Source organism: Ensifer soli (genome assembly GCF_041928815.1).
In the GTDB taxonomy this organism is placed as follows: domain Bacteria; phylum Pseudomonadota; class Alphaproteobacteria; order Rhizobiales; family Rhizobiaceae; genus JBHFEI01.
The window spans coordinates 1-12191 of the sequence record NZ_JBHFEI010000018.1; the positions used below are offsets into that span (position 1 = coordinate 1).

A 12191-nucleotide genomic window follows, 5' to 3' on the forward strand; every position below is an offset into this window, starting at 1 on the left:
TCACCAGGACCAGTGAATCAGACAAGCCCGACCGCGTGAATCATCAATCCGACTCCGCGTTCATCGAAGACGCTCTAGGCTGGAACTCATCGTGGGTTTGGACCCCAAGAATCCCGGTGCCGAGCAGGAGCATGTTTGGGTGCCACCGACTATGCTCCTGCTTCTCGAAAAAGCCACGTGGCTGAGTAGGTGGCGGTGATGGAAACCTTAGAAGAAGTTGTCTGTAGGCAATTCAAATACTTATGTTGAAATGATGTTAAAGTGGGAAATGTCTTTGGTTCGATTCCCATCAAGGCGAGGCTGTGACCGCTTAGCGCCTTCATCTCGGAAGTAGAGGCCCCGCCTGCGTACCCGAAAGCGGACACGAACCATGAAAACGCCTGTCGCCAGTGCGTCAGGATCGGCCTTCCGGCAATCGCTCAGTCAATCTAACAGCTTGAATAGTAACGTCGTGATCAGCTTGCTTGGATCAGGTTCGACAGAGGGATTGTTATCGTAGACTTCGAGCCGGGCGGTAAAGAGCTCGCCTGCCTCCGTGCTCCTTGCATCCCATTTCAAACCCTTCTCTTTTGCCCATCCGACAAGCATGGCGGTGGCATCGTAAAGTCCCTCATACGGACCGGTATAGGTCATTCGGACGTATCGTCCGGCCGGCAGAACGCCTTCAACGAGACGACCCGAAAGAGGAATGAGTGCATCATTGATTATGCCCACTTCGATTTCAAGATGCGGCATAGCGACGAGGTTATACTTGATGAACTCGACCCCAACTGGCGAAACACCCGCGCGCGCAAACGCATCGAAAAGTTCGTCGAAGGCTGGACCGACCTGCTGGTCGAACGGGATCATAACGGGCAGACGAACCGCGACATACCGCTGTGGTTCGCGTTCGAGCATCTCAGGCATCGTCAGCATTGGCCTTCCCTCTTCGTCTTCAAGACCTCGGGAATATAAACCGGCCGATACGCCAGTTCCTGGATTTTTTGGCAGGTTATCGCCGAAGCGTTCTCGCCGTTCGCGTGCGGCCGAACACGGACCACATAGTCCGAGGCGGCGATTTTCGGTTTGCCCGATTGGCGCCCCCGCACACGAACCGATGCGAAATGAGTTCCGCTTAGCGCCTTCGTTTCGGACATAGACGCCATCTCTGCAAGTGCCTGAAAGCGGACTCAGCTTGCTTTGGTGGCGTCTTCTCATCTGTGCGCGTTTCCAACGATGTAATCCATACGTCCCCCCGGATCCCTATCGCAGATGACGTGTGCAGCCTGGCATCTCCAGGGCGTCAAGCTGGACAGATGCGTCCCTTGACTTTTGATTATGGTCATCATATTTAATGATGACGAACATAATCAAAACTGGTTGTCCTGAGGTCGGCCAGCGTAAATGAAGAGGCAAGTCGCATGAGCAGGCAACAGAAGACAGCATTCTTGACGGGCGCATCAAGCGGGATTGGCAAGGCCACGGCCCTATCTCTCACGAAGGCTGGATACCGGGTCATCGGTACAAGCCGGACCGCAAAGCCTGGCGAAATCCGGGATGGGATCTGTCTGATCGCCTGCGACGTCACGTCGGATGCTTCTGTTGCAGGAGCGGTGGCATCAGCGCATGCTGAGCTTGGACGCATCGATCTTGTCGTCAACAATGCAGGCTTCGGTATCGTTGGCGCCGCAGAAGAAAGTTCGATCGAGCAGGTGCGGGCGCTCTACGACACCAATGTCCTCGGTGTCGTGCGTGTGACCAACGCTGTGCTTCCAATCATGCGTGCGCAGGGCAGTGGTCGGATTCTGAACGTCGGGTCCGGACTTGGTTTCATCCCCGCACCGTTCAACACGCATTATTCGGCCACCAAGCACGCGCTGGAAGGCTATTCGGAATCGCTCGATCACGAAGTCCGCGGTTTCGGCATTCGTGTCCTGATGATCGAGCCGGGTACGACGGCCACCTCCTTCGAAGCAAGCTCCGTCCCCGCAGACACGGCGCTCAAAGACTACGATCGCCTGCGTGTCGGCTACAACGTCGCCTATGCCAAGGCGATGGAAGCGGCAGACACGGCGCAAAGCGTTGCCGACACCATTGTCCGGGCGGCGACCGACAAGGCGCCGAAGCTGCGCTATCCCTCCGGCAAAGTGGCGCAGCAAGGCGCCTTTGCCCGCCGCTTCCTGCCGCGTGGCCTCTTCGACAAAGTGCTGCACAAGCAGTTTGGTCTCGGCTAGGGCCCCGCTTTCGGTGCCTGTGGAAGACCTCGTATAATTGGAGAGCAAGCCGATGAAGGCTTTTATCGTTGAGAAATACAAGAAGAACGGCCCGCTGCGAATGATCGATGCGGCAGAGCCTGTGCTTGGCGCGAATGACGTCCTGGTGGAGATCAAGGCGACGGCCGTCAATCTGCTGGATTCCAAGATCAGGGATGGCGAATTCAAGCCGCTTCTGGCCTACAAGCCGCCGTTCATCCTCGGGCATGATCTGGCCGGCACGGTCATCGCCGTCGGCTCAAGTGTCCGTCGCTTCAATGTCGGCGACGAGGTCTATTCGCGGCCGAGAGATCACCGGATTGGTACATTCGCACAGCGTCTTGCTGTTCATGAAAGCGATGTCGCCCTCAAGCCCAAGAACCTCTCCTGGGTCGAAGCGGCTTCCATTCCACTGGTCGGTCTGACGGCCTGGCAGGCGTTTGTCGAACTTGCCAAGCTCCGCAAAGGGCAGAAGGTGTTCATCCAGGCGGGTTCTGGCGGCGTGGGCACCTTCGCCATCCAGCTTGCCAAGCATCTGGGCGCCTTTGTCGCGACTACCACGAGTGCGAAAAATGCCGAGCTTGTCCGCTCTCTCGGCGCTGATGTCGTGATCGACTACAAGGCCCAGGACTTCGAAACCGTCTTGTCCGGCTATGACCTTGTGCTTCACAGCCAGGATCAGAAGGCGTTGGAAAAGTCGCTTCGTGTCCTCAAGCCAGGCGGCCATCTCATCTCGATCTCGGGACCGCCGGACCCGCAATTCGCCACAACACTGGGGCTGAATTTCGTGCTGAAGCTTCTCTTCACCGTGCTCAGCAGAGGGGTGCGGAAAGAGGCGCGGCGGCGTGGCCTGCGCTACGACTTCCTGTTCATGCGCGGCGATGGCCAGCCATTGTCCGAGATCACCTCCCTCATCGAGAATGGCGTTATCAAGCCGGTCGTGGACAGGATCTTCCCGTTTGAACGAACCGGTGAAGCGTTGGCCTATGTCGAGACAGGGCGCGCCAAGGGCAAGGTCGTCATTGAGGTGCAATAAGTACCGATGAGTGAAACCCCCGAACCGGTATTTGGCATCGCGACGCTGGAGCAAATCTCTGACATGTCCGGCAAGGAGCATCTGCAGGCGATCATCGACGGGGTTTTGCCAGCGCCGCCGATTGCCAGAACCCTGTCGTTTCGAATGGTGGAGGTTGGGGACGGCGAGGTTCTGTTCGAAGCCACTCCAGGCCCCGATCTTCTCAATCCCATGGGCGGCGTGCATGGCGGCTGGGCTCTGACATTAATCGATACGGTGACGGGATGTGCCGCGCATTCGACGCTCCCTGCGGGTGTCGGCTATGCCAGCATCGAGACCAAGGCCAATTTCTCGCGTCCAATCAAGGCCGATACGGGGCTGGTGCGCGCCGAGGGGCGTGTGGTCAGCAAAGGCCGCACGATCATTTCTGCCGAAGGCAAGATCATCGATCGTGAGGGCCGGGTGCTGGCCCATGGAACGTCGACGCTGATGGTTTTGCCGCGATAGCCATCCTGCCTCGCCGTTAGAGTAAATTACCTCAGGCAGGTTCTTGACATTAAATATGACGATCATCATCTATCATTTTAGATGACGAACGTCATCAAAGAATCATTCAAAGACGAAAGAAGCGATACATGTCTTCCAAATCCAAAGTCCTCATCACCGGCGCCTCGACAGGGATCGGTGCGACCTATGCAAAGCGGTTCGCGGAGCGCGGCCACGATCTAGTGCTCGTCGCGCGTTCGGTCGAAAAGCTCGAGGCGAATGCCGTTGAACTGAGACAGCAGACGGGTGTGACCGTTGATCTCCTGCCTGCCGATCTGACGACAGAAGCTGGCTTGCTGGCTGTGGAAGCACGACTGCGCGATGACGCATCGATTGGCATTCTCGTCAACAATGCAGGCAGCAATGTTGGCGGCTCCTTCGTCACGCAGAGCATCGATGACCTGACGAAGCTGGTGACGCTCAACGCGACCAGCGTCATGCGTCTCTCGCATGCCGTCGCCCCGCGCTTCGCCGAGAAGGGTGAGGGCTCGATCGTCAATATCAGCTCCGTGCTTGCTTTTGCCCCGGAATGGCAGACCTCCGTCTATACGGCGACAAAGTCGTTCGTCCTGTTGCTGTCCCAGGCCCTTCAGGCGGAACTTGGCCCGAAGGGCGTCTATGTCCAGGCGGTTCTGCCTGCGGCGACGCGCACTGAGATCTGGAACTTCGTTGATGAAGACAAGCGTCCGCCGTTGATGGAAGTCTCCGAGTTGGTCGACGCTGCTTTGGTCGGATATGACCGCCGGGAGCCAATCACAATCCCCCATCTTCACCGTGAGGCCTTTTGGGAGGTTCTGGAGGCAGCGCGTCTGACTTTCCTGGATGATACCAGCCATATCACCGCAGCAAATCGCTATCTCAAAGCGACCTGATCCAAGGTCTATTAAAGGCGCGGTCCAGGGACGCACTGTTGTTGATGTGAACGCATGACGTTGCCCACTGCATGAAGCGCTTAGCGCGAAGTGATTGAGTGGCCTAACAGGGGGCACCCCGTGCCCCTGGCTTTCCTAGACGTGTTTTCTAACGGCAGGACGCGAACTTCTTCGTTGTCGCAGCCAAGGAACCGAGGAATGAAATGAAAGTCACGCGCGAACAGGTCACCGAAAACAGACGTCGGATTCTCGATGCCGCAAGCCGGCTTTTCCGAGCCAAGGGCTTTGAGAGCGTCACGGTTGCCGAAGTGATGCAAAGCGCCGGATTGACCCATGGTGGTTTCTACGGGCACTTTTCGTCGAAGGATGATCTGATCGAGCAGACGCTCGCGCATTGCCTGACGATGGGAAGCGATGAGCCCTTCGATCTGCAGGCCTATGTTGCGCATTACCTTTCGCCTGAGCACCGTGACAATCCAGCCAATGGCTGTCCGTTCGCCGCGCTCGCGGCGCATGTCCAGCGGCGGGGGCATGATGCGCGGGCGGTTATGTCCGATGGCGCACGGACACTTGTCAGCCGGATGGCCGGCGATGAGGAGACGCAGGGTGGTACAGGACCTTCCATCATTGGTAGCTGGGCGGCCATGGTTGGCGCCATGATCCTTGCACGAGCTGTCAATGACCGAGATCTTTCGGACCGAATCCTTGAGGATACGCGCAGTCTGGTGGCTTCAACTCTGGCGCGGCCGAATACCGAAGTCACGGCTCTAACGGGCGCATAGTTCTCGCGTTTAAAGGTGTCGCGATCCTCGCGACGTTTCATTTTTGAAGGATAGAATGAGCCGCTGCTTCAAGGATTTCGCTGGAAACTGCTGTATCTTCTACCGCTCGTGCCAGGACCAAGGCGCCCACCATCGTCGCCATGGTCGCGATCGCTTCTTGCCGACTGGAACCCTTTCCTTCGGTTTCAACCACGGATTCGAGAAGTGTGATCTGGTCCTCGATGCCCCGTTGCATCACACGACGGGCCTCCGGACCATGGCGTGCAACATCGGGGCCGAGTGCCGCAAAAGCACAGCCCTCTGCAACACCGTTACGGTGCTGGCCGGAAAGATAAAGCCCGACGGCCTTCTCCAACGACGCGCGCTTGTCCTTGCCAATCAAGGACGACATGCGTTGCGCTGTCTGGTCCAGCGCCGCTTTCGTGGCCTTTGCGATGAGGTCGTCCTTGGATTCGAACTGCTTGTAAAAGCCGCCATGGGTTAGCCCCGCAGCCTGCATGAGCGTGCTTACGCCGACGCCGTCGAAACCCTTCTCGCGAAACAGCCGGCTGGAGGTCTCGATGACCTGCTGTCGGTTTTCCTCGGCCTTTTCCTTGGTCACCTTCATGCGAATATCTCATTTGAACTAATGCCAATTATATATGATGAATGACATCCATGTTCAACGGTGCTGGACGAAGAAGCGGTCATGAAGGCTTATCCGGGAGTCGACTGGCGTTGGGTGTCAGTTTTCTGACGCCTTAACTGAATCTGAAGCTCAGCTGTTGATTTGCAGTGAGAGCTGACCCGGGATCGCGGGATAATATCATCGAGAATTGACCCATGTTTGAACCGTCCCTCGCGTCATCGAAGCGGGGGCTCAGGAGTGATCGACATGGAGTTATTGAGCGTTATTCGTCGCTGGCGTCATCGCGATGATTTTTCGATCCGCGAGATTGCGCGTCGGACCGGTTTGTCGCGGAACACGATCCGTAAATATCTGCGGTCTGATGGCGTTGAGCCGAAGTTCAAGGTGCCGGACCGGCCGAGCAAACTCGATCCGTTTGCCGATCGGCTTTCCGCCTGGCTCAAATCCGAGACCAACAAACCGCGCAAACAGAAGCGCACGATGAAGCAGCTTCATGTCGATCTGCTGAGCCTCGGCTGTGATGGTTCGTATTGCCGGGTTGCGGCCTTTACTCGCGAATGGAAGGCGGACTGGCACAGGGAGCGCCAGACGACCGGGCGCGGAACGTTGCGGAACGTTCGTGCCCCTGATGTTTGAGCCGGGCGAAGCCTTCCAGTTCGACTGGTCAGAAGACTGGGCGATCATCGGCAGCGAGCGGACCAAACTGCAGGTCGCTCATACCAAGCTGGCCTATTCCAGGGCCTTCATTGTCAGGGCCTACCTCCTGCAGACGCACGAGATGCTGTTCGACGCCCACAATCATGCTTTCCGCGTGTTTGGCGGCATCCCTCGCCGCGGCATCTACGACAACATGAAGACTGCGATCGACAAGGTCGGCCGCGGCAAGGAGCGAGACATCAATATCCGCTTTCAGGCGATGGCCAGCCACTATCTCTTCGAACCGGAGTTCTGCAATCCGGCGTCCGGCTGGGGTGAGGAGGACCGGGAAAACAGTCCAGTGGACTGTTTTCCCGAGGAACGCCCGAAGCTCAAGCGCAGGGCCGGGTGGGGCAGGTCGAGAAGAACATGTGAGGCATGCGCGTCATCGCTTCTTCCAGCCGATACCCCGCTTTCCATCTCTTGAAGCGCTGAACGCGTGGCTGGAGGCGCGCTGCAAAGCGTTCTGGACGGAGACACCCCACGGAAAGATGCAGGGTAACATCGCCGATATCTGGGCCGAGGAAGCGCGGTCTTTGATGCCCGTTACCCGGCTGTTCGATGGCTTCGTCGAATACACCAAACGCGTCTCGCCCACCTGCCTCGTGCATCTTGAACGCAATCGCTATAGCGTCCCGGCCTCCTTTGCCAATCGGCCGGTGAGCCTGCGGGTCTATCCCGATCGCGTCGTCATCGCTGCGGAAGGCCAGATCGTATGCGAGCATCGCCGCATCATCGACCGCTCCCATGACCGGCCTGGACAGACCGTCTACGACTGGCGGCACTATCTGGCCGTGCTCCAGCGCAAACCGGGCGCTCTGCGCAACGGTGCACCCTTCGCCGAGCTTCCCGAGGCATTCCGGACCTTGCAGCAATACCTGCTCAAGAAGCCGGGCGGCGACCGGGAAATGGTCGATATCCTCGCGCTTGTCCTAAAGCACGATGAACAGGCTGTCCTGTCGGCGGTCGATATGGCGCTGACGTCCGGCGTTCCGACCAAGACCCACGTGCTGAACCTGCTGCATCGCCTCGTCGATGGCAAATCCCTCACACCGCCCACCATCGACACACCGCAGGCCCTGACACTCATCAACGAGCCCAAAGCCAATGTCGAACGCTATGATGCGCTGAGAAAGACGGATGCTCGCCATGCGTCATAACCCGGCAAGCGGCGCGATTGTCATCATGCTGCGTCAACTGAAGATGCACGGCATGGCGCAAGCCATCGGTGAACTGACCGAGCAGGGATCGCCGGCATTCGAGGCAGCCATTCCGATCCTGTCGCAGCTTTTGAAAGCAGAAACAGCCGAACGCGAGGTGCGATCGACCGCCTATCAGCTCAAGATCGCCCGCTTTCCGGCCTATCGTGATCTGAACGGCTTCGACTTCACCAGTAGTGAGGTCAACGAAGCGTTGGTGCGGCAGCTCCATCGCTGCGACTTCCTCGACGAGGCCAACAACATCGTTCTGGTCGGTGGCCCAAACATATGGGGCTTGGCACGGGTAAGACCCATGTCGCCACCGCGATCGGCGTCCAGGCTATCGAGCATCACCACAAGCGGGTCCGGTTCTTCTCGACTGTGGAACTCGTCAATGCTCTCGAGCAGGAGAAGGCCCAGGGACGTGCTGGCCAGATCGCCAATCGTCTCGCCCATTCCGATCTCGTCATCCTCGATGAGCTGGGATACCTGCCGTTCAGTGCATCAGGGGGCGCGCTGCTCTTCCATCTGCTGAGCAAGCTCTACGAACGAACCAGCGTGATCATCACCACAAATCTGAGCTTCAGCGAATGGGCCAGCGTCTTCGGCGATGCCAAGATGACCACTGCACTTCTCGATCGGCTCACGCATCATTGCCACATTCTTGAAACCGGAAACGACAGCTTCCGCTTCAAGAACAGCTCAGCCCAAGAACCCAAAACCAGAAAGGACAGAAGCAAAATCTTGACCACCAACGCCGACCCGAAACATACCTAGAAGGCGCGTCAATTCTCGGCGCAAATCCCGGGTCAGCTCTCACTGCAAATCAACAGCCGCATAACTTAAACGAAATGGCCTCCGGCACAATCGGTCCGGTTCAATTTGCAGGTCCGGATGCCAAACAGCGTATAAGCTGGGCAGAAGCGGATGATCCCCGTCACGATCAGCACTAGGCCGATTGCCGAAATGGCGACACGAAGGTAGCCCAAGGACGCCAGCCATGACGTCATGAAGGGCAATGCCATCAGGCAAAGGCCCAAAACCAAGCGGATCACGCGATCCATCGAACCGAAATTCTTCATTTCATCCTCCTGGCGTGGCTAGTGACTCCGATTGCGTCGCGTCTCGACTGAAATGGCGGCGTTGCTTCTTCACTCCCGAGGCGCCGTCTCGGGCTTGCGGCTCAGTTGGCATTTTCCAGACGCGCCCAACGCGCCACCTCTCCGGCAAAGCCTCCCTGCGCGACCGGCTTTCGTCCGGCCTGCGAGGCCGGCATCTCGATCTCGGGCGGGTTCCGGGTGACCTCGACGCCGCAAAAGACGCGCATCAGCATCTCCATGACGGCTGTCACGCGATCATCGGCGATGGAATAGTAGACCTGCCGAGATTCACGTCGCGTCTGGACGACGCCGGCCTGGCGCAGTTCTCCAAGTTGCTGCGACAGCGCCGGCTGCTTGAAGTCCAAGTCTTCCTGGATCTCACTGACCGATCGCTCCTTCTGCGCGATGTGACAGAGCAGTATCAGGCGGCTTGGCGTGCTGAACAGGCGCATAAAGTCCGCAGCCTCAGCTGCCTTTTCCTGCATCGTGTCGAGTGAGAGTGCGGCATCAATCATGCACGGCGCTCCCGATAGTACCAGGACTGACCCTCCGTTACATCCTCGGCATCTTTCATCGAAGATGCCGCCGGCTCGACCAATGGGTCGCCGGGATGCCAGCCTTCCGGTGTCAGGGCGCATTCACGCTCGGACGTCTGCAGCGCTTCCACCAGCCGCAAGAGCTCATCGACCGACCTGCCCACATTCATCGGATACCAGACGATGGCGCGAATAATGCCTTCCGGGTCGATCACGTAGGTGGCGCGCACCGTGCCGCTGTTTTCTGACGAAGCGTCCAGCATCCCGTAGGCCCTGGCAATGACCATCGCCGAATCCTCGATCAGCGGAAAGCCAATCTTGACGCCAAAGCTGCGCTCGATATCGCGCAACCAGGCTACATGAGAATAGAGGCTATCGACGGAAAGGCCGAGCAACTCACAATTCAACCTGGCAAATTGCGTCTGCGCCTTGGCCAGCGCGATGAACTCGCTCGTGCAGACCGACGTGAAGTCCGCAGGATGTGAAAAGAACATCACCCAGCGGCCGCGATAACCGGACAAGGACACATCTCCGCTCGTAGAGCGAGCCGAGAAGCCCGGCGCCTTGTCATTCAGGCGGAGCGCAACGGCGGCGTCAGCTGCGTTCAGGCTCATCTTGTCCATCATGCGTCCTCATCGTTCCCGACACGAACTGCCTATAGCGGGAGCTCAATTTCATAGCCATCGAAAATACATACTTGCATTGTTAATGTAAATATGTATTTTAAGCCCATCGACAGGAGACGACCATGGCTCACGCTAATCTCGATACGCATCTTTCGCACGCGACGGGCATCGTTCGCAGAGCTCTGGAAAGCGCAACGCTGCGCCCGGTGGTTCGGTCATTTTTCGATCCCGCCACCTTCACCATCAGCCACGTCGTAAGAGATCCGTCCTCTCATGCCTGCGCCATTGTCGACAGCGTCCTCGACTATGACCCGGCTTCCGGAAAAACAACGAACGCCTCGGCCCAGGCGCTCATCGATTACATAAAATCCGAAAGTCTCGAAGTGCAGTGGCTTCTTGAGACGCATGCGCACGCTGACCACCTGTCGGCTGCGCCCTTCCTGCAAAAGGAAATCGGTGGTCAGCTCGCCATCGGACGCGAAATCATCCGGGTTCAGGAAGTCTTCGGGAAAATCTTCAACGCCGGTACGGAATTCCAGAGGGACGGCAGTCAGTTCGACCAGCTCTTTCTGGACGGCGACCGTTTCAGCATCGGCAATCTCGATGCAACAGTCCTGCATGTGCCCGGTCACACGCCGGCATGTCTCGCCTATGTCGTCGGCGACGCCGTCTTTCCGGGCGATACGATGTTCATGCCGGATTACGGCACGGCGCGCTGCGACTTTCCAGGCGGTGACGCGCGCCTGCTTTATCGATCGATCAAACGCCTGACACAGCTTCCGGACGAAGCGCGTATGTTCATGTGTCACGATTACAAGGCGCCGGGCCGTGACGATTATGCCTGGGAGACGACGGTCGGCGCCGAGCGCATAGGCAATGTGCATGTCCACGACGGCATCAGCGAGGACGAGTTTGTCGCGATGCGCAATACGCGCGACGCGACGCTCTCGATGCCGAAACTGATCCTGCCATCGGTCCAGGTCAACATGCGCGGTGGACTGATGCCGCCGGCCGAAGACAACGGCGTGCAGTATCTGAAAATCCCTCTGAACGCGCTCTAATAACGAACGGCTTCGCGTGATGTCCGACCTCAACGTCCTCTGGCCGCTGTCCGGTGGCCTCCTCATCGGCCTTTCAGCGGCGCTCTATCTGCTGCTGAACGGCCGTATCGCCGGGATCTCCGGACTGACCGCATCCGCCTTCGGCTGGACAGGCGCAGGGATCAGCCCGCTCGGCCTCGGCTTCCTCGCCGGAATCCTGTCCGGCGCGGCCCTCGCTTTCGCCTGGATACGGCAGGCGGATCTCGCGATCACCTCCTCGCCCGTGCTTCTGATCGTGGGCGGCCTTCTGGTCGGCTTCGGGACACGCTTCGGCTCTGGCTGCACCAGCGGCCACGGCGTCTGCGGTCTGGCGCGGCTGTCGCCCCGCTCTGTCGTCGCTACTGTCGCATTCATGCTCGTCGCGGCGATCACCCTTTTCATCGTCCGCCACGTGATCGGAGGTGTCGCATGACATTCAGGGTACTCGCGTCCGTTCTATGCGGCCTGTTTTTCGGCGCAGGGCTCGTCATCTCAGACATGGTCAATCCGGGGCGCGTTCTCGCCTTTCTCGACGTCACCGGCGCATGGGACCCGTCGCTCGCCTTCGTCATGGGCGGCGCGCTGATCCCGTCGTCGATCGCCTATGCGATCAGGCGGCGCTGGCGCCGCCCGCTCCTCGAGACGCAGTTTCACGTTCCCGAAAGCAGGACCATCGATGGCCGGCTCGTGGGTGGGGCTGTGCTGTTCGGCGTCGGCTGGGGCCTCGTCGGTCTCTGCCCAGGCCCCGCCATCGCATCCCTGGTGACAGGTCGTTGGGAGGCGGCCGTGTTCGCTGCAGCCATGCTCGCAGGCATGTTTGCCTATCGCATGGCCACTTCCCCGCGCAATGCGCCGCGTCCCGCTCACTGAGGAGGAGTTTT

At 58.7% G+C, this 12191-nt stretch carries 13 protein-coding genes and 2 pseudogenes; 10 read left to right on the top strand and 5 right to left on the bottom strand.

Annotation, left to right across the window (positions count from 1 at the left end):
* Positions 1-423: 423 nt before the first annotated feature.
* Positions 424-915, bottom strand: coding sequence for a GyrI-like domain-containing protein (locus ACEVQ6_RS20395; RefSeq protein ID WP_374890890.1), 492 nt, complete (start codon positions 913-915; stop codon positions 424-426).
* Between the two features lie 485 nt (positions 916-1400).
* On the opposite strand from ACEVQ6_RS20395, the gene ACEVQ6_RS20400 reads away from it, so the two are divergent.
* The 5 genes from ACEVQ6_RS20400 (at position 1401) to ACEVQ6_RS20420 (ending at position 5446) form a co-directional block, all read left to right on the top strand.
* The gene (locus ACEVQ6_RS20400) at positions 1401-2213 is read left to right on the top strand and encodes an oxidoreductase (protein ID WP_374890891.1); all 813 of its coding nucleotides are present in this window, start codon (positions 1401-1403) and stop codon (positions 2211-2213) included.
* A gap of 52 nt (positions 2214-2265) precedes the next feature.
* On the top strand, positions 2266-3267 hold the full coding sequence (locus ACEVQ6_RS20405) for an NADP-dependent oxidoreductase (protein WP_374890892.1): 1002 nt from the start codon (positions 2266-2268) through the stop codon (positions 3265-3267).
* A 6-nt stretch (positions 3268-3273) separates the two neighbouring features.
* Positions 3274-3753 carry a PaaI family thioesterase gene (locus ACEVQ6_RS20410; protein WP_374890893.1) on the top strand — a complete coding sequence of 160 codons (480 nt, stop codon included), beginning with the start codon at positions 3274-3276 and terminating at the stop codon, positions 3751-3753.
* A gap of 128 nt (positions 3754-3881) precedes the next feature.
* Complete coding sequence (locus ACEVQ6_RS20415; RefSeq protein WP_374890894.1) at positions 3882-4664, top strand: SDR family NAD(P)-dependent oxidoreductase; 783 nt, start codon at positions 3882-3884, stop codon at positions 4662-4664.
* A gap of 203 nt (positions 4665-4867) precedes the next feature.
* Positions 4868-5446, top strand: coding sequence for a TetR/AcrR family transcriptional regulator (locus ACEVQ6_RS20420; RefSeq protein ID WP_374890895.1), 579 nt, complete (start codon positions 4868-4870; stop codon positions 5444-5446).
* Positions 5447-5483: 37 nt separating this feature from the next.
* On the opposite strand, the gene ACEVQ6_RS20425 is transcribed toward ACEVQ6_RS20420, so the two are convergent.
* Positions 5484-6053: a TetR/AcrR family transcriptional regulator gene (locus tag ACEVQ6_RS20425; RefSeq protein ID WP_374890896.1), complete on the bottom strand. Its 570-nt coding sequence runs from the start codon at positions 6051-6053 to the stop codon at positions 5484-5486.
* A 267-nt stretch (positions 6054-6320) separates the two neighbouring features.
* On the opposite strand from ACEVQ6_RS20425, the pseudogene istA reads away from it, so the two are divergent.
* Positions 6321-7930: pseudogene (istA, locus tag ACEVQ6_RS20430) on the top strand (IS21 family transposase).
* A pseudogene (gene istB, locus ACEVQ6_RS20435) lies at positions 7920-8746 on the top strand (IS21-like element helper ATPase IstB). The pseudogenes istA and istB overlap by 11 nt, the downstream one beginning before the upstream one ends.
* Before the next feature lie 65 nt (positions 8747-8811).
* On the opposite strand, the gene ACEVQ6_RS20440 reads toward istB, so the two are convergent.
* From ACEVQ6_RS20440 to ACEVQ6_RS20450, 3 genes are all read right to left on the bottom strand, one after another.
* Positions 8812-9051 carry a YgaP family membrane protein gene (locus ACEVQ6_RS20440; RefSeq protein ID WP_374890897.1) on the bottom strand — a complete coding sequence of 80 codons (240 nt, stop codon included), beginning with the start codon at positions 9049-9051 and terminating at the stop codon, positions 8812-8814.
* Positions 9052-9152: 101 nt separating this feature from the next.
* Entirely contained in the window at positions 9153-9584 is a 432-nt protein-coding gene (locus ACEVQ6_RS20445) for an ArsR/SmtB family transcription factor (protein WP_374890898.1), read from the bottom strand.
* Positions 9581-10228: a peroxiredoxin gene (locus ACEVQ6_RS20450; protein ID WP_374890944.1), complete on the bottom strand. Its 648-nt coding sequence runs from the start codon at positions 10226-10228 to the stop codon at positions 9581-9583. Before ACEVQ6_RS20450 ends, ACEVQ6_RS20445 begins: the two co-directional genes overlap by 4 nt.
* A gap of 125 nt (positions 10229-10353) precedes the next feature.
* Between ACEVQ6_RS20450 and ACEVQ6_RS20455 the strand changes: the two genes are divergently transcribed.
* From ACEVQ6_RS20455 to ACEVQ6_RS20465, 3 genes are read left to right on the top strand one after another with little or no spacing between them, the layout of a single operon-like run.
* Entirely contained in the window at positions 10354-11292 is a 939-nt protein-coding gene (locus ACEVQ6_RS20455; protein ID WP_374890899.1) for an MBL fold metallo-hydrolase, read from the top strand.
* Positions 11293-11311: 19 nt separating this feature from the next.
* The gene (locus ACEVQ6_RS20460) at positions 11312-11743 is read left to right on the top strand and encodes a YeeE/YedE family protein (RefSeq protein ID WP_374890900.1); all 432 of its coding nucleotides are present in this window, start codon (positions 11312-11314) and stop codon (positions 11741-11743) included.
* On the top strand, positions 11740-12180 hold the full coding sequence (locus tag ACEVQ6_RS20465) for a DUF6691 family protein (protein ID WP_374890901.1): 441 nt from the start codon (positions 11740-11742) through the stop codon (positions 12178-12180). The genes ACEVQ6_RS20460 and ACEVQ6_RS20465 overlap by 4 nt, the downstream gene beginning before the upstream one ends.
* Positions 12181-12191 lie beyond the last annotated feature (11 nt).